The organism is Myxococcales bacterium, from assembly GCA_022563535.1.
In the GTDB taxonomy this organism is placed as follows: domain Bacteria; phylum Myxococcota_A; class UBA9160; order UBA9160; family UBA4427; genus DUBZ01.
On record JADFNE010000017.1, the window covers coordinates 1 to 18,280 of the forward strand.

The window sequence follows — 18,280 nt, forward strand, 5'->3', positions numbered from 1 at the left end:
GCAACTGCTACGTCTGTAAACGGGACTTCTTCGAACTCCACAGCTTCTACGATTCCATGTGCGCGCCGTGTGCCGACTTCAATTGGCTGAAGCGCATCCAGACTGCGGATCTCTCGGGTCGCACTGCGCTCGTCACGGGCGGGCGCATCAAAATCGGCTACCAGACCGTAATCAAGCTGCTACGCGCCGGCGCTCATGTGATTGTGACCACTCGCTTTCCCCGGGACGCCGCCTCGCGCTTTGTCGGGGAAGAAGACTTTTCGTGCTGGCACGATCACCTGGAGATCCATGGACTCGATCTGCGCCACACCCCCAGCGTCGAGACATTTGCGCAACAACTTCAGACAGAGCATGGTCGTCTCGACTTCATTCTCAACAACGCCTGCCAGACCGTGCGGCGTCCGCCCAATTTCTACGCCCACATGATCGACAAGGAAGGGGCGAGCCTGTCGTCGTTGCCCGGAGAGGAGCGGACCCTGCTGCGCGGTGCGGCCGGGGCCAATGAATCGACCTCCCCCCTGACTGAGCTGCTCCCCAGCCAGACCCGCTGGCGCGAAGGGCTCGACCGGGCCGCGGCCCTTTCGCAGATCCCCCTGACCGATGACGACTGCGACACTGATCCCACGCTGTTTCCAGTCGGTGACCTGGATGCCGATCTACAACAGGTGGATCTGCGGACGAAAAACAGCTGGCGCCTCGCCCTCGACGAAGTGCCCTCGGTCGAATTGCTCGAAGTCCATCTGGTCAACGCCGTGGCGCCGTTCATCCTGAATGCGCGGCTCAAAGCGTTGATGCTGCGCAAACCCGGAGGCGACAAACACATCGTCAACGTCTCCGCGATGGAAGGCCAGTTCTATCGCAGCTTCAAAACCGACAAGCATCCGCACACCAACATGGCCAAGGCGAGCCTCAACATGTTGACCCGCACATCGGCACCCGATTATGTGCGCGATGGAATCCACATGAACAGCGTCGATACCGGCTGGATCACCGATGAAGACCCGATCGAGATCACCCTGCGCAAAGAACGTGAGCACGGTTTCCATCCACCCCTGGACATCGTGGATGCCGCGGCGCGAATCTGCGATCCGATTTTTTCGGGTTTTAATACTGGAACCCACATCTGGGGCCAGTTTCTCAAAGACTATTCCCCGACCGACTGGTAGCGCGCCAAAGAGGGCCGGGAAAAAGAAAAACCCGGCAGGCTAAACGCCTACCGGGTTCCTCTGGGATTGGGATCTATGATGTTGTTAGGGAGGTGGACGCGAAGGGCGGTCAGGTGTCAAATATTCTTGTCGAATTCGCGATTTATTTGAATTTCCGCTCTAAGCGCTCTCAGGCTCGCTTCAGCTTGAAAATTTGCCTCCAGAGAAGCGATTTTTTGTATCAGGTCCCCCCCCAGAACCAAATGACCCGAAGCTGCACTGAGCAGCCTCGGGTCTCCCTGGGAAGGGGATATGGTGATGTACATAGGAAGTGTCCAATTCGCGGCACAGGTGTCAGATTATTCGGACATTATTTGACGTGGCTGGCAATTGCGCATCGCTGAGGCACCGCACGAGCTTCGTAGCCCCCGAAAATTGGAAGCACTCACCTCTCTCAGCCCCGCCCCGGGCGCTACGTGTCCGCCAGTTCCATGTGGTAGCCGCCGTACTTGCGGATGTTTACGACCGCGGTGTCCAGGATCAGATACTGCCCCTTGATCCCGAGCAGGGTCCCTTCGAGGACTGCGTTCTTGTCGAAGTTGTGAGAAACAATCTTCTTCGGATAGACCCGAACCGGATAGTCGATCTCGACCGGCTTCGCTCCTTCGACCTCCTCTCCGGGCAGCGGATTGTCGGGGTCTTTCTCCAGCTGAAGGCGCAGGATCGATTCGCGTTCTGCGGGCAGATCGACGGCATCTGCCGTGCCCTGCAGCATCTTTCGCCAGTTGGTCCGGTCCGCGACGAAGTGCTTCAAGGCAACTTCGACCCGCCCGGATTCCAGCCGAGTCGCCACCCGGCGGATCGCCAACCCCTGGCTGGCCCCCTGATCAATCCAGCGAGACACGGGTTCAACGCCCCGGGTAATCCCCACCTTCAGCCCCGATGAATTTGCGAGATAAACCGTATGGGGAATCATGCAATGGGATTCTCCCCAATCGGGCTCTCGGCAGGTCCCCTGGGCAAAATGGCAGAGTTCAGGTTTGACGATGCAGCTGTCACAACTCGCAAGCCCGATAAAACACGGATAGCAGTGCCCCTGCGAGAAGGTCTTCTTGATTTTTCGGTCACAGCTGATGCAGCTGATGGCCTGTTTGAACTCGAGCCTGAAGGTCTTTTCGAGTCGCGAGTTGAGGGGCACGTCTTCACTTCCCAATGGCAGCGCATAGCGAACCGGCTCCCCGGCTCGAAATTCAGTTTTCATCTTTCGCACTTGACCCTGCATGTCGCCCCTTTTCTCGAGCTTGCGTTCTGGCCGATGATAGAGGCGATTCAGGTGGGTCGGCACACGAAAGAACACTGCGCTCGCAGACGCGGGGCTTTTGGCAGAGGAGCCATTGAGAAGAGAAACTATTGGAAGGAGAGTTGCTGGTACTCGAAGATCCAGTGGCTTCCCCAAAACACGCAAAAGGAGACAACCAGGCTGTAGATGCCCCAGCAGACGATTGTCTCGACGGTTTGGGAGAAGCGTGGAACCCGGGAGCGACCGGTCACGGCCCAGCGTCGAAAGCGGAAACCGCCCAACGTGCAGATCAACACGATCACGACTTGAAGCAGAAACCCCTGCGGATCCTCACTCATGTCTTTCCCCAATTCTCGCGTATGAGCTTTCTTCGGCTACCGGTCCCCTGGGCAAAAGTGCGATGGAACGCAGCACGGACCTCGCTTTGAACCGTGCGGGAAAGGAGTTGCCCCGCAAGCTTGGGGACGTCGATGAAAACGACGAGAGCTGCATGGGGTTTACTCGTAGAGGCTCTTGGCGTTAGTACCGAGTTGCGGGGAACTAGCTGTGATTGAGGTGGATTTTCTCGCAATGATTGGATGGTGTCCGGGACAAACTGGCTGTCGTCGTGTACGTTTCACCCGCCAGAACGACATTGTATTTGCTGACTCGACCCCCCATGAGGCGGTCAGCTGTGATTCGCGACTCTTCTCAGGGCACATCTGAGGGACCGACACCCGGTCAGGTACACGAGTCTGCCAATGACCCGCGGCCGAGCGCCGAACCCGACTCCAGACCATGGCGCGTTCAAAGAAAACCCGGCAACGGCGCGCCCCGGCCGGGCGAACACGACCATTCCCGTGTTGACGACTCGGCCGACTGCGAACGCTGCGGCAAGCCGCTTCTGCCGCCCCACTCAGCCTCAATTCCCCGCCTCCCCCGGGACTACACGCCGCGCCATCTGGCAGAACGAATCCTCTCCTCGCGCTCCGCACTCGAGGGACAACGCAAGCATGTGACGGTCCTCTTCGTGGACGTCAAGGGGTCGATGCAACTCGCGGGGGAGATCGATGCCGAACTTCTCCACGACATCATGGATCGCTTCTTCGCGGTGCTCAGCGAGGGCATTCACCGCTTTCAGGGAACCATCAATCAGTTTACCGGCGACGGGATCATGGCCCTGTTCGGCGCGCCCATCGCCCACGAAGACCACGCCCAACGCGCGTGCTACGCGGCTCTCTACCTCAATGACGAACTGCGACGCTACTCGGCGGAACTGAAGCGCAGTCTGGGGATCACCTTTTCCGTGCGCATGGGGATCAACTCCGGGGAAGTCGTGGTGGGCAGTATCGGTGACGATCTTCGCATGGACTACACCGCGCAGGGACACACGGTCGGGCTCGCGGCGCGCATGGAGCAATTGGCAGATCCGGGGACGATTTACTTGAGCGAAGACACCCAGAGCCTGGTCGCGGGCTACTTTCATCTGCAAAGCCTCGGCGAATTCGAGATCAAGGGCTTGCGACAGCCCGTCGAGGTCTACGACCTGCAGGGTATCGGCCCGCTACGTTCCCGATTCGACCGCTCCCACGCCCGCGGGCTCACCGAATTCGTCGGCCGGGACGAAGAAATGCATGTGCTCGAAACCGCACTCGAGCGTGCGATGAAGGGCAACGCCCAGGTCGTGGGTGTGATCGCCGAGGCGGGCATCGGCAAGAGCAGGCTGTGTCTCGAATTTGCCAAGCGCTGTCGAGATCGAGGGATCAAGGTAAGGGAGGCGCACGCCCAGGCCCACGGACAACTGACTCCCTTCCTGCCCGTGCTCGAAATGATGCGCGGTCTGTTTGGCATCGATCCAAAGGAGGATCCCGCGGACGCGCGCGAGAAGATCGCGGGGGCAACACTGCTGCTCGAACCCGCCCTGGTCGAAGGCCTGCCGCTGCTGTTCGAATTTCTCGGTGTCCCGGATCCCGACAAAGACCCGCTTCCCCTCGACCCCGACGCCCGCCAGCGACGCCTGCTCGGCATCATCACCCGACTGCTTCACGCGAAGAATCGCCAGGAGAGCAGCGTGTTCCTGCTCGAAGATCTTCACTGGCTCGATTCGAGCAGCGAGTTGTTCCTCGAAAAGCTCGTCGAATCGATCGCCGGCACCCAGACGATGCTCTTGATCAACTTCCGTCCGGACTATCACGCACCGTGGATGAATCGATCCTACTACCAACAGCTTCCCCTCATGCCCCTGGATGAGGACTCTGTTTCAAAATTCTTGACTCACCTGCTCGGCACCGACCCCAGCCTGCAGGATCTCCCCCAGGCCATCCACGCGCGTTGCGATGGCAACCCCTTCTTCATCGAAGAAGTCGTTCAATCCCTGGTCGATTCGGGCAACCTCACCGGGAGCCGGAAAACCTATCGACTGGTCACGCCCGTCGAACACATCTCGGTACCGCAGACCGTGCATTCGGTTCTGGACGCGCGCATTGACCAACTTCCAGAAACCGAAAAGCAAGTCCTTCAGGCTGCCGCAATTGTCGGGAACCGGTTCACCGAGGCATTGCTCCATCGAATTCTCACATTGAGTGAGGTGGAACTCACCTCCGCACTCCAAACCCTGACGCGTCTCGAGTTCATTAATGAATGCGCACTCTATCCCTCGGCCGAATACGCCTTCAGCCATCCGCTGACCCAGGAAGTCGCCTACCGCTGCCAACTGAAGGAGGGTCGAACCCGCGTCCACGGCCAGGTCGCCTGTGCCCTCGAAGAGATGTACCCCAAGAAACTCGACGAACTTGCGTCGCTGCTCGCACACCACTTCGAAGAAGCGGGACAAAGCATGCGGGCCGCGCACTGGCACCAGCGGGCGGCCGAATGGATCGGGCTACGAGACATTTCTGAGGCCTACTGTCACTGGCGCATCGTGCTGGCCTTGATTGGTGACGAAGCGGACACCCCCGAGCGGGTCCGCCTTGGCTTGACGGCGCGCATCTGGCTGCTCCAACTCGCCTGGCGCCTCGGATTGTCTCAGGGCGAGGCCACGAGAATCTACAACCGCGGGATGGAACTCGCGCAAATGGCCGAGGATGATTCCGCGCGGGTTGTGCTCAACCTGATGTATGCCGTTTTCCGGGGAGTCGCCGGCGATCACGACGGACACCACCGATACGCGTTGCAGGCGGCGAACCTCGCGGACGAACTCGGGTTCGCCAGTCTGTCCCGCGCTTCGCGACTCTCCATGTTGACGCCGTTGATCTATCACGGACGTCTGTCCGAAGCCATCGACGTCCTGAACTCGACCGCGGATATACCCGAGGACAAGACACCCGGTTTCTATCTCAACGACGCCGTGACTCATCGCGCATACGCGGTGGGCATGCGCGGCATCCTGCTTGCTCTCACCGGTCAGATGGAGGAGGCTGCGGTGCAGATCCGTCGCTCCGGTGAACTGGCAGCGCAGACCGACGAACCAGAAACCCAAGGCTACGTTCACGCGTTTGGAGTGCAGCAGGCGGTATTGTCCGGCGACGTCGAGAGGGCGATCGAACACGGAACGCAAGCTGCGCGACTCGCGGACGAAACTGGAATTCCGCTTCAGATCGCCGACGGATATCTGGCCAAAGCAGACGCTCAGATCCTGGCTGAGCGCTGGCAGGATGCGATCGATTCTCTCGGGAAGACGATGGAGATCACCGATACGCGCAAGAACCTGCTGTCGATTCAGCCGCGTCTATACAATTCCCTGGCGCTGGCGTATCTCGGCAAGGGAGACGAAACCCGAGCGCTCTATTACGCCGAAGAAACCCTCGCCCTTGCGGAAGCCCGAGACGCCCACATCATCGAGTTGATCGCGCGCATCACCCTGGTGCGCGCGATGCTCGTTTCCCACGACCGCGACGACCCCGACGCAATTCAAGCTGGCATCGGCACCATCCTGAATCTGGTGGATTCGACGGGTGCAATCGCATACCGACCCATGGTCCATCTGGTCCTCGCTGAGCTCGCCCGCCTGGCGGCGGACCCGGAACGCCGCGCCGCCCAGCTCGGACGCGCCCACCAGTTCTATACCGAGATGGGGGCCCGAGGACACGCGAGGTCGGTCGCAGTACTGTTGGCTGAACACCTGCAAAAAGAACGCAGCGCGTCCGGCTGAATCCGCGCGCCGTTACTCTATTCCCAGCTCGAGCCGGTAACCCTTGGTCGCGATGCGGAATTCTGATCCCTGATGGAGCACCGTCGCGCCCGACACCTTTACGAAGGTCCCGTTGCTGGCGCCTCGATCGAAGACGTGGAGTACTCCATCCAGGACGCGAAACTCAGCATGTCGGCGCGACAACAAGCCGTCGTCGGGATCGAGTTCGTGATCGGAGCCCCGCCCGACGATCATTCCGCCCTCGACGACTGCATGCGTTTCTCGCATCTCTCCGCTCGGTCCGTAGTGGACCAGGTACCAGCGATCGTCTTCCACGACGGCTACGAGGATCTGCGCGCCCAGCCAGATCTGATCGTCGCTCTCGAGGGGTCGACCCTCCTGGGCATCGAGGCGCAGCCAAACTCCCGTCCCCGTTCCCGAATCGGCAATGAACCACTCGCCCGACTCATATACCAGGCTCGCGTGATGGTCCGCCATCTGCTCGTCGTCGGGTTCGGCAATATCGCGACCCCGTCGTCCGATCTCGGTGACATCGCTCGTAATCAAATGAATTGACCCTTCGGACCCATCCGCATTGAGTTCCACGAGGCGCCAGCGCGCTTCTTCGGGTGCGACCGCTCGCGTCGGATCTCGGGGGGCGTTGCGGCCGTGCGCGACGCCCTGAACATCCCGCGAGTGCCGCGACGACTCGTCCACTCAGAACTTCCCCTTTGGCTGCTGAGCGGTAATGATGCTGAAACTCACCGCCTCGATGGCCAGCAGAAGATACCCGTGCCCGTAGCGGCTTTCACCCTCGAAAGGGTCGGCCGCGTTCTGCGCTGCAAAGTTCGCTGTTCGGTTTAGAAGGTCGATTGCGGGGATTGGTTCGCGATACCGATTCGCGCGGTCGCAAACTCGAATTGCATGGCGCGGCTCAACAGCACGCTGCTATCGCATCCGTTGTCTGGATGGATCGACACGCCGACGCTGGTGCTCATGTCCCGGGAGGGGAGATCTGAATTCTCTGGCAGCGAAACACTCGAAAGCGACATGACCAATGACCCGACCGTACTGTTGACGGCGGCGACGTCCGAAAGGCCGCTGATCACCACGCCAAACGAGTCCCGCGAGATGCGCGCGAGGCTGTCGCTCTTCCGCACCCTGCGCGAAAGACAGTCGGCCGCAGAACACATCAGGGTCGCTACGGCATATTCGCTCTGCATCTCCGAAAGTTCGTTCAGGCGCAGGGCCACGACGGTAAATGGTTCCTGCTTGCGCTCAGCACATGCAAGCACGTGCTCGAGTCGATCCTTGAACAGGGCTTCGCTCATCAATCCGGTGATCGGGTCATGCAAAGAATCACGCATCTCCGGGGCGATCTGATCCGACACCGAACCTACGAGTAAGTTCAGGCGTCGCTGACGTTCGACAGCGCATTCGATCGTCTTGGCGAGGTGGACTTCTCTAAGTGCCGATTTGCAGATGTAGTCCGCAGCTCCGGCATGAATCGCCTTCATCGCCAACGACTCGTCTTCAATGCCAGTCAAAATGATGACGGGAATTCTCTGTGCGAATTGCGCCGCAAAGTCGATGGTAAAGGAGCCGTAGCCGTCGGGAAGCGACAAGTCGAGGAGCACCAGATCGAACTCTTCCTTGCTGACGAGCGCCACCGCCAATTCGAGATGAGTTACATGGGTGACTTCGAACAGCACGTCTTCGCTTGCATCGAGCAGGTGTTGCACCAGGTGGGCGTCGGCCGCGTGATCTTCTACGAGCAGGACACGCAGGGGCTGCGGGGCCGTGGCGCTGGATGCTGCGATGTAGGGCTTTGCAGTACTGGACATAGTCAAATGCTCGCTATCGCTTTGCGGCCTTCTCATGGCATGAACGTACGCTCATCAATTTCATGATTCGGATCGACGCATGACTCCCTTTAAGGCAAATTATTCCTCGGGGTCGGGTCCGACGGTCGACACTGAGAACCATCGCTGCTCTGCCATGCAGTACAAATCAACGGGGCGGGTGGCGTGATTGAGAAGCAGTCCCATGAAGCAGTTCTACTTTGCATACGGTTCGAATATGAGTACCGATCGTCTTCGAGCGCGCATCCCCGATGCGGCTCCGATTGGCCGAGCGAGTTGGCCCGGGATGAGGCTGGTGTTCAACAAGGTTGCGGCCGACGGTTCCGGAAAGGCCAACCTGATTGAAGACCCCGAATCTTTGGCCTGGGGCGTGGTGTTTCAGATCTCGTCATCGGATTGGTCGAGTCTCGACGAATTTGAACCGGGCTATGCCCGCGTCCCGTGCAACGTCACCGTGGATTCCGGAGAAGCCCTCGGCACCCAGGTCTATTTGGGTACTGGGTCAATGCGCGAAACACCTCCCCACGACTGGTATCGGGACCATCTGGTCCGGGGTGCGGTCGAACACGGACTTCCGGCAGACATCGTTCAGATGATCAAGACATTGCAGCGCGAGTAGAGGTTCCAACCGCAACACTGCGATCTCGATCAGGGAAGCACCCGTGCCAGGCTCGAAGAACGCACCCACGCTTCTCGCCCGTTGGCCAGAGCAATTCTCAACCAGGTGTCGCGGGACTCGAGAATTTCGACCTCAGTGCCTGTCGGCAGCGGGCGCGCGAACCGCGCAGGAGAGTGAATTGAATCTGCGGAACGGGCGACGACCTCGCGAGCTACGACCACAGCATCGTTCTTGGCGGCGGATGCCGGATCTAGAGCCATCGATGCCAGCAACGCGCACCAGACCAAACCCGGCAGCAGGGAAGCGTTGCGGGCGGCGACGCTGCGAATCGCGATCCCGAGCGCAAACAGCAGCGATGCCGCCGCAAAGGCGAGCGCTGCAGCCAACGCCCTTTCGCCATCCGAGATCGTCTGGTGCCAAAGGAAAAAATTGTCGAACATTGCCGAAGACTCGGGTCGCGGCACCCAGTCTGGCGCGAGACCTCGCACGTGTTCGAGGTTCTGACTCGCGCGCGAGTGATCCGGGTCAATCAGCAGGGCTCGCCGGTACGCGAGCACCGCTGCGCCAAGGTGCTCTGCTTGCAGTGCGGCGTTGCCCAGGTTGGCATACAGGTCAGCGCTGGGGTGACCGTGGTCGACGCCTGCGGCAAACAGTCGCTCGGCCCGGCGAAACGCTTCGAGCCTTTGGTCCCGGTCCACCGTGTCGAGGGCCGCGGCGTAACCAGCAACCGCCTCGCCGAGGGTGGACGCTGGATCCAAATCCGTTGCCCCAGACGACACCGAACCGATGGCGACCATGATGGCAAAGGTCATGGCGATGGCGGCAAGCATGCGGGCCGAGATTGAGTGCATCATGCCCCGTTCTCCTCGATCAAATCAGCGAGGGCCTGGGCGCGCTCGATGATTTCGGGTGCGATCCCTTCCCGGTCTCCTTTCGTGCGCGCATACGTCACGGCATCGCACTCGGAGAGGAAAGCGTCGAGTTCGGCAGTGCGCGCCCCCGGCGCGGCGCGCAGCATGGCCCGGAGGGAACCCGACAGGATCGACATCGCCTCTGCCCGAGAAGAACCACGCGCTCGCTCGATCTTCTTCCGCTCTTCGGCGAAGAGTTTGCGGCGCTCCACAACAGCCGGATCCAGGTCGCTGCGCCGACGATAGGTAAGCGCACTGGCGATCATCGCCAGTGACAGCGAATAGAGCAAAACGACGGCCAGCGTGTTGAAGCTACCCGCCCCCGCGCTCGCGAGTAACAAGCCGGGCTCTCGAACGATCGAAAGGTTGGCTCCGCTCAGCACCAGTTCCCCGGTCGCCGAACGCGTATCTCCCGCGCGAATCCCATCGCCCTGCTCCTCCCCCGGCGACAGCCCCTGTTTTGTCAATGGGTCGTTGGGTGTTGCTGCTCCACTCACGACATCTGCTGCGGTAATGACCTGGCCCCGGCGCACCGACAGCGCGATTGGACGCGACTCGACAGTGACGAACTGCTTCTTGTCCGTATCGAAATAGCTGTACGGAATTGGCGGGATCTCACGTACCGAGGCATCGAGTACCCGAAGCTGAACCCGAAACGTCTTGGCCGCGTCTTTGACGATCCCACCCGGAGAGCCTATCGGGGTGCGAAACAGTTCGGCCGAGAGCCCACCGGGGGCGCCCAGATCCGGCAGACCTGCCCCTTCGAGGTTGCCGTCGCCGCGCAACACCAAGGTCAACTCAATCGGATCTCCCACCTGCAAGACCGAGCGATCGGCACTGACTTCCAGACTGAACCCGCGACCAATCGCCCCGGCATAACTCTCGGGACGACCACGCCTTGGAACATCGCGCACCACCAGGGTGCGGGCATCGTCGCTCGATGCGACTTTGCGCGTCCCTTGCGGCGTGCGCTGGCCAAACAAGTCTCGCCGCCAGCGCACGACTTCGTCGACCACGATCGTGGCGCCCGGAAACTCGAACGTCCCCGAACGCAGGGGCACCAAAATGCGTTCGGCGGTCACGACCTTGAAACTGCGCCCGCCCTCTTCGCGCTCGGTTACCGTCGCCTGGAGCGAAACCGGTCCCCCAGCGGTTCGTATGACCAGTTCGGTTTCTCCACGCTGGGGTGGCGAATCGATGAAGCGAAACAGATCGCTGCGGTTGAAGATCGGCAACTCGATCCGATAGTCCTGCATCCGATCACTGAGGTCGGTCTCAAACCACCACTCGATCCTGACTGCGAAACGCTGACCAGGATACAGCTCACCCCGGGGCCAACTCGCCTTGATGCGCACGCGATCGCTCTTGCCGAGGGCAGTGACATCGACCCGAACCGGCCCCGTCGTCCGCTCGACACTCCCCTGCTTCACCCGAAAGGGTCCAATCTCATAGGTTCCGGCTGCGTTTGCGACGAAGCGATACTGGTATACGAAGCGCACAGTCCTGGTCTGGGTCATGCGTCCGTTGACGATCGAAATACTGCTGCGCGTCGATGGATTCACGCCCACGAAGTCGATGCGCCCCTTCGCGAGGGGAGCGACATCGACCTCCGGTGTTGGATGCTCTTCGAAGTCCTCGACGACCAGGTGGACCTCGACCGCCTCACCCGGATAGTACGGACCGGATGAAATCTGGATATGAATCTTTTGCGCGGCGGCGCTGCCGGCAAGCAGCAAGCTGAATACGAAGAGAGCCATTGGGATCGGCCATTTGACCCTTGCGCCCCTCACCAGTCCCGCTCCACAGTGTCGAAGCCACGCTGATTGCGTTTGGCCTTTTCGCGCCAACGCTCCGTTTCCCGATCCCGCACCTCCTGCAGCATCTGCGAGGGATCGGCCTCTTGCTCTTCTGGCTTTGGCTCCGCAGCTTGTTGTTGTTCTTGTTGCTGTTGTTGCTCTTGCTGTTGTTGCTCTTGCTGCTGTTGATCCTGGTCCTGTTTTTCCCGAGGAGGTGTCAACAGCTCAATTGCTTCGAGCAGAAGAGTGAACGCCAAATCCTGGTGTTCCCGGGCGGATGCAAAATCGACAGGCTCGGCTTCGAGCACGACGCCCGTCCCTTCCATCTCGATCTGTCCCTCGAGTACGAGCTCCGCCGCGCGCCGCAACTTGGCGGCTTCGTCCGCCTGCGCTTGTTCATCCGCGTTGGGATTGGGATTGCCACCGATCAAATCCCCGGGTTGCTGTCGCGACTGTTCTTCGAGGGTATTGGCAATCACACCCGCGAGTTGGGCCAGTTCGGCCTGGCGCGGGATCAAGGGTCCCAAACCCCGCGCAAGGTCGTCCTCAGGTAGAGCCGCGACTTCTTCGGTCGCGTCTCCCAGCTCCTGTTGGCGCTCCGCGGTCTCGCGCAGGAACTCAATGATCGAGAAAAATAACCGGCGCAGATTTTCGAGACCTTTGACCGCTTCCCGCCCGGGAACGATGGCAGTCCGCCAGCCCGCCGCGACGGGGTCAACTGCGCTCGGTTCGGCGAGCCCCGCGACAACACCCCGCATACTCGTTTCGGTGGCGGCCAATATTCGTTCGGCCAGTTCGAACTGCTGCTTTGCCTGTTCGGCTTCTTCTGCCGACGACGAATCCGCGCCTTCAAGGTCGAGAAGCGACGCCTGTTCGTCGTCGATCAATTCTTGCAGGCGAGCTGTGCGCGCAAGATTGCGCTGCTGGACTTCGCGCAGTGCCGGCAACAACTCCGATATTTCTTCCTTCGACCTGTCGGCCTGGCCCGGCGTCTCGGGGTCGATGACCCCCTGCAGCCTGCCTTGATCCGCGTAGGCTAGTTCAATCAGGCGCCGCAGGTCGAGAAAGCGCTCGCGCGCCTCCGCCAATGCTTTGAGACCCCGATCCTGACTGCGCGCAGCTGCTGCCAGGTCTTCGATTTCAAGGGCGATCAAGGCTTCCCCTAATGCCGTACTGGCCTCGCTTACCAAAGGCGAGGCATCGATCACCTGCTCCAGGAACCGCTGCTGCTGGGCAAACGCTGCCGCTTCCTCCTGGCTCGACGGCTCGTGAGGCGCCTGTTGTTGTTGATGACGTTTTGCGTAGGCTACCCCGGCAAGCAGGCGCTCATCCAATTCACTCGCGCGTTCGCCCAGGCTCTGTTGGCCTTCGCGCAGCAACGAGAGTGTCAACCAGGGTGGCGCCTTGGGTACTGCGGCGGCATCCGACGATAGGCCCGTCAAGTCGGATCCCAACCTGCCGACAACAGCCAAGCCCTGGGTGTAGCGAGCCAACTCCGAACCGTCGCGCAGCAACGCGTCCAGCACTTGCACAGGATCGCGCAATTGATCTCGCGCCCGCTTGAGCTCGGCAAGTGCCGCATTCGCCCGACGATAGGCCCTTTCCCCGCGACGCCCGCGCAATTCGCGGCGCGAGTGCCCCATGCGTTCCCGGGCGCGCTGCAAAAAGATCTCGAGCTGTTGCAGCTGCACGATGCGGGTCGAATCTTCGGGCGAGCGGTCTGCATCGGGTGTCGCTTCGAGATTGGCGCGCTCGCGGTCGACGCGTACGGCAAACCGATCGCTGTCCGAAAGCAACTGCCGCTGTTGTGTAGAAAGCGTGCGGAACTCACGCCTGAAGGAATCGGCGAGCTGCGTGCCCTGGTCCGCCAACTCGATTTGCTCGAGCAATCCTCGCGTATCTCGCCCCGCTGCGCGCTGGCGTTCGACCAATTCGTCCAACCGCGCCGCGAGATCGCGGTCGTCGGTTTTGGCCAGTGAATCGGCGAGTTCTCTGGCGCGACGCAGTACGATCTCGAGGTTGTGACGGGGATCGTCGTTCGCAGGTTGCAGGCGCACGGCCTCGCGAAAAAAGTCGCCCGCGCGGTAGAGCGAGGCAAGCGCTTCATGCGGGGCGCTCTCGAGCTTTCCATCGGCTTCGATCACCGAGACCCACCCCAGGCCGTAGGTGGCTCGGTAGCGGGCCTCGCCATCTGTTCCCGCGCCTGAGCGCGTGTTTTCAAAATGCTGCATGGCCGCTTCGATGCGTCCCACGGCGAGAGCTTCCAATGCGAGATTGTAATTTTCGCGCGGATCACCGAGCGCCTCTTTTACTACTTCTGCTACCGCGGGCCGGGGTTCGTCCTCGACGTTTTCGATGCTCGGCGGGATGGCTTCGCTTACCGGGGTTGCCTGGGCTCGGGCTGCCCCAGGTGCAAACTGCAACATCCCAAGCTGCATCAACACGCAGAACAAGCTCGTCTTGGCGAATGCTGATGCGGTCACGCGTCGCCGCTGACCGATCAAGACGCTGATCACGAGACAAATGATTGCCGCCAGCACGAACCATTGGAAACCTTCGCTGCGAATCACCCGCCCCTCGTCGTCTATTTCCGCCCGCATCAAACCCGCGATGTGCTGGTCGTAGATCGACTCGAGATCGAGGGACCGGAGCCCAGCGGGAACGTAGACGCCATCGGTAATCAGGGCCATCTCGCGCAGGGTGTCGCCGTCGAGTCGGGTGCGGACGACGTTACCGTCGCTATCTCGCAACAGGGTGCGGGCGCCCGTTTCTGGATCGGTGATCGGAATCTCGCTGCCGGATTCAGAGCCAAATCCGATCGCGATGATCCGGATTCCCCGCAGTGCGGCCTCTTTGGCGGCTTCGATGGGAAACGAGTCTTGATCCTCGCCATCGGTGATCAAGAGCAGAACTCGGGCCACGTCACCGGTCGCCTTGAAGCCGCCGATCGCCTTGCGGATCGGCTCTTCGAGGCGCGTTCCTCCAAGACCCACACTGTTCGGGCCTACGGAGTCGAGCACCAGTCTGAAAAAACCAAAGTCTGGGGTCATCGGAGCCAGCACACTGGCCCGGCCCGCAAAGGCGATGAGCCCCACCCGGTCGCCGACCAGGAACTCGAGCAAGTCTCGAACTTCCGACTTGGCTCGCTCGAGTCGATTGGGTGCGACATCTTCCGCCAGCATCGAACGCGATACGTCCAGCGCGATCATCAGTTCCGCGCTGGCGCGGGGCGACTTGACGAATTCGAAACCCCATTGGGGACGCATCAGCGCGAGCACGGCAAACGTACAGGCGAGGATCAAAAAACCGTGGCGCGTGTAGCGCTGGCCCGAACTCGGACCGACGACGAGCTGAGCCTGCAAGACATCCGACACCAGCGCCCGGAATTGATTCCCAGCGCGGCGCTCGAGGGCGATCAAGACAAGGGCCAAAACCGCCACCCCCCACAGCGCGTGAATGAACTGAGGCTCTGCGAAGCGGAAGTCGCTCACGGGAACCTCCGCAACACACTACTGCCGAGCAGTGCCGACAACCCGATGCAGAAAAGAGAACCCGCCACCCAGCCGTCGTAGTGCTCGCTGTACTGCAGGTAGCGGATCTCCGTGATCTCGGTCTGCTCGAGTTCGTCGATCTCGCGGTAGACCGCTGCCAATCCCTTCGAACTCGAGGCATGGAAGTACCGCCCTCCCGTTCGCGCGGCGATTTCCTGCAGGGTCTTTTCATCCAGTTCTACGCGTACGCGCCTCAGTACCGTCTGGCCACCGAGGGTCTGGACGGGGACCGGGGCGAGCCCCGTGCTCCCGGCACCGATCGCGTAGACGCGAATGTCGTGTTGGGCCGCGACCGTCGCCGCCTGGAGCGGGTCGATAGCTCCCTGATTGTTCACGCCATCGGTGAGAAGAATGATGACCTTCGACTTTGCGGGATGCCGATGCAGACGTTCGATCGCGAGCGCGAGCCCTTCCCCGACAGCAGTCCCCTGCTCGTCTGGATCCACGTTGATCTCGACTTGATCCAGGATGTGATCGAGATTGAGATGATCGAGGGTCAGCGGGCAGATCGCATCCGCATAGCGGGCAAAGACAACCAGGCCAATCAGATCGTCGGGTCGACCACTGAGTTCTCCATCGCCGATCACGAACCGGCTCACGATCTCTTTGACGGCGTCTAGACGACTGACACCCATGTTCCCGCGCACGAAGTCTCGGGCATCCATCGAACCCGAAACGTCGACTGCGATCAAAACCGCAATCCCTTCTCGGTGCACTTCAGTGGTCGCGTCGCCGACGCGAGGTCCGGCGAACGCCACCCCGAGCAGCAGACACGCGAGCCCCAACAACAGCGCGGGAAGCCACGACAGGCGATGCCGAAGCGATCGCTGGGTGTGGTCAAACAGGCGAACACTCGAATACGAGAGCCGACCGCCGCCGCGTATCGCCAGCCAGATCACCAGCGGTGCCAGCAGTCCGACGAACAAGAAGAAAGGATCGCGCAATTCCCACTGGTTCATGCGGCGCGCTCCTCGAAGCGAGGCGCGTTGGGCGATTCGTCCGGATTTCGGGTCTGTTCGAGAAATAGACGGGCCGCCCTGATCGATTCGTCGATCTCCTCTTGCGTCGGCATCAGTCCCGCAAACTTCACCAGATCGGCTCGCTTCAAGAAATCGCTGAGCAGGCTGCGCAAGGCGCTGCTCAGATCGGGCGAGCGACTCGCCAGCACGAGGAATTCTTCGGTGGTGAGTTCCGGGGAACGCAGGTTGAAGCGATTTTCCAGATAGCGACGAACGATCCCCGACAGCTTGATGTAGAACTCCTGGATCATGCTGCCACTGGGATGGCTCTCCCACTGCAACAATTCCTCGAGTTCAGCGCTGGCGATCTGATACGCACTGCGCCGACGTCGCTTGGCCCCACGCGCGAGAAAGGCCCGGAACGCCAACGGCAGCGCGATGATCAGCAACGCAACCACCAGGCTGATCACCAACCAGGTCGGAAGCCCGAAGATGCGAAATGACCTGAGCCGCCCGGGCATCGGCCGCAGATCGTTACCGGCATTCTGCGGCACCACGGACCGCACCGTGAAGTCGATCCGCTCGGTGAGAACTTCGTAAGCGTCGGCGCCCTCGGGAGCTGGCTTTGACCCGGGACGTCGATCGACAAACTCGATCAGCAAGGGCGGGATGCTGTGCTCCCCTGAACGCGGTGGCTCCAGGGTGTAGCGCTGAAGCGTGCGACTTCGACCATCGGCCGCGATACTCTCCTCTGGGGCAAAATCGAGGATCAAGAATCGATCGAGGGCCTCGCCGAACTCGGGCATCAACAACTCGACACCATCCGGAGCCAGGGCCTCAATCTCGAGATGAATTGGATCGCCGATCAATGGATCCTTTGGCTCGAGCCGCACGATCACATCGACCGGTCCGCGAGTCACCTGTCTCTCGAGGGACTCGGCCAGGGCCGGCGAGGGCCAGAAAATCGCGAGTAGTGCCGCAGTGAAAAAACCGACGGAGATAAACCGGTAGGCGATTGGATTCATCGCTTCTGCCTCCGCTCGCGCATGCGGAAGAACTGCACCAGGGGATCGACGATCGAGCCCGAAGCATCCACGTGAATGAAGTCGATGCCCCACTTGCGCAGCCTGCGTTCCAGAGATTCGACGCGCTCCAAAGACTGCCGCTCGAAATCTCTTCGAAAGCCCGCCGACGCCGTGTCGATTACTCGCACTTTTCCGGTCTCGGCGTCACGCAGCTCGACCAGACCGATGGACGGAAATTTGAACTCCCGGGGATCGGAAATCAGCACCGCGATGACGTCGTGCTTTCGATTGGCCGCCACCAACGCCTTTTCATAACCCTCGTCGAGAAAGTCGCTGATCAGAAAGCAAACCGACTTTCGCGAGCGAACCGACATCAAAAACTCGAGTGCGGTGGCAATTCGCGTGGACTCCCTCGCTGGACGCAACGGCCGCGAAAAGCGGAAGCCCAGCTCGCCCAGGAAGGGCAAGCCCCCGGCGGGTTTGTTCAAGAACCGCCGCCAGCGAGATAGCCTCGGCGTCGCTTCTTCCGAATCCGAGAGCCCGTGGGCGAGAACCTCGCGAATCACCCGGAGCGCGTGCTTTTGTCCCTTGCGCGGCGGGATGTACTGCTCGATTTCGCTGTGGAATAGCGTCAGGCCAACCTTGTCGTCGTTCTTGATCGCAGAGAACGCGAGCAGTGCACAGAGTTCGGCCGCGGCCTCGCGTTTCGATCTGCCGGCCGAACCGAAATCCTGGGAAGCGGAAACATCTGCCATGATCATGATCGTGAGTTGTCGTTCTTCGACGTAGCGCTTGATGAACGGCTCGCCCATGCGGGCCGTCACGTTCCAGTCGATTGAACGAACGTCATCCCCGGGCACATAGGGCCGCACCTCGTCGAACTCGACGCCGGTGCCTTTGAACACGGAGACGTATTCGCCGGCGAGTACGTCGGCGACCTGGCGTCCGGTCCGCAATTGAATCTCGCGGACGCGCCGTATGATTTCCCGGGTCAGCATCGGACC

The 18,280-nt window shown here is 60.9% G+C and carries 13 protein-coding genes; 3 read left to right on the forward strand and 10 right to left on the reverse strand.

Going from position 1 to position 18,280, the window contains the following annotated elements; genetic code table 11:
- Positions 1 to 1,166, forward strand: a 1,166-nt coding sequence (locus tag IH881_07450; GenBank protein MCH7867519.1) for an SDR family oxidoreductase, incomplete at its 5' end; no start/stop codon positions are given.
- Positions 1,167 to 1,617: 451 nt separating this feature from the next.
- Here the strand turns inward: IH881_07450 and IH881_07455 are convergent.
- The gene (locus tag IH881_07455; GenBank protein ID MCH7867520.1) at positions 1,618 to 2,427 is read right to left on the reverse strand and encodes a DUF2797 domain-containing protein; all 810 of its coding nucleotides are present in this window, start codon (positions 2,425 to 2,427) and stop codon (positions 1,618 to 1,620) included.
- Between the two features lie 125 nt (positions 2,428 to 2,552).
- Positions 2,553 to 2,783, reverse strand: a complete 231-nt coding sequence (locus IH881_07460; GenBank protein ID MCH7867521.1) for a hypothetical protein — start codon at positions 2,781 to 2,783, stop codon at positions 2,553 to 2,555.
- A 656-nt stretch (positions 2,784 to 3,439) separates the two neighbouring features.
- On the opposite strand from IH881_07460, the gene IH881_07465 reads away from it, so the two are divergent.
- A complete protein-coding gene (locus tag IH881_07465) occupies positions 3,440 to 6,574 on the forward strand; it encodes an AAA family ATPase (protein MCH7867522.1) in 3,135 nt (1,044 codons plus the stop codon).
- Between the two features lie 12 nt (positions 6,575 to 6,586).
- On the opposite strand, the gene IH881_07470 is transcribed toward IH881_07465, so the two are convergent.
- Positions 6,587 to 7,270, reverse strand: a complete 684-nt coding sequence (locus IH881_07470; protein MCH7867523.1) for an FHA domain-containing protein — start codon at positions 7,268 to 7,270, stop codon at positions 6,587 to 6,589.
- Between the two features lie 143 nt (positions 7,271 to 7,413).
- On the reverse strand, positions 7,414 to 8,397 hold the full coding sequence (locus tag IH881_07475; protein ID MCH7867524.1) for a response regulator: 984 nt from the start codon (positions 8,395 to 8,397) through the stop codon (positions 7,414 to 7,416).
- A gap of 202 nt (positions 8,398 to 8,599) precedes the next feature.
- On the opposite strand from IH881_07475, the gene IH881_07480 reads away from it, so the two are divergent.
- Positions 8,600 to 9,034: a gamma-glutamylcyclotransferase gene (locus IH881_07480; protein MCH7867525.1), complete on the forward strand. Its 435-nt coding sequence runs from the start codon at positions 8,600 to 8,602 to the stop codon at positions 9,032 to 9,034.
- Positions 9,035 to 9,063: 29 nt separating this feature from the next.
- On the opposite strand, the gene IH881_07485 is transcribed toward IH881_07480, so the two are convergent.
- Genes IH881_07485 through IH881_07510 form a run of 6 tightly spaced genes read right to left on the reverse strand, consistent with a single transcriptional unit; the run spans position 9,064 to position 18,274 of the window.
- Entirely contained in the window at positions 9,064 to 9,888 is an 825-nt protein-coding gene (locus IH881_07485) for a hypothetical protein (protein ID MCH7867526.1), read from the reverse strand.
- Positions 9,885 to 11,735 carry a BatD family protein gene (locus IH881_07490; protein ID MCH7867527.1) on the reverse strand — a complete coding sequence of 617 codons (1,851 nt, stop codon included), beginning with the start codon at positions 11,733 to 11,735 and terminating at the stop codon, positions 9,885 to 9,887. The genes IH881_07485 and IH881_07490 overlap by 4 nt, the downstream gene beginning before the upstream one ends.
- On the reverse strand, positions 11,732 to 15,232 hold the full coding sequence (locus IH881_07495) for a VWA domain-containing protein (protein ID MCH7867528.1): 3,501 nt from the start codon (positions 15,230 to 15,232) through the stop codon (positions 11,732 to 11,734). The genes IH881_07490 and IH881_07495 overlap by 4 nt, the downstream gene beginning before the upstream one ends.
- Positions 15,229 to 16,251, reverse strand: coding sequence for a VWA domain-containing protein (locus tag IH881_07500; GenBank protein MCH7867529.1), 1,023 nt, complete (start codon positions 16,249 to 16,251; stop codon positions 15,229 to 15,231). The genes IH881_07495 and IH881_07500 overlap by 4 nt, the downstream gene beginning before the upstream one ends.
- Complete coding sequence (locus IH881_07505; protein MCH7867530.1) at positions 16,248 to 17,276, reverse strand: hypothetical protein; 1,029 nt, start codon at positions 17,274 to 17,276, stop codon at positions 16,248 to 16,250. Before IH881_07505 ends, IH881_07500 begins: the two co-directional genes overlap by 4 nt.
- Entirely contained in the window at positions 17,273 to 18,274 is a 1,002-nt protein-coding gene (locus tag IH881_07510; GenBank protein MCH7867531.1) for a DUF58 domain-containing protein, read from the reverse strand. Before IH881_07510 ends, IH881_07505 begins: the two co-directional genes overlap by 4 nt.
- Positions 18,275 to 18,280: the final 6 nt, after the last annotated feature.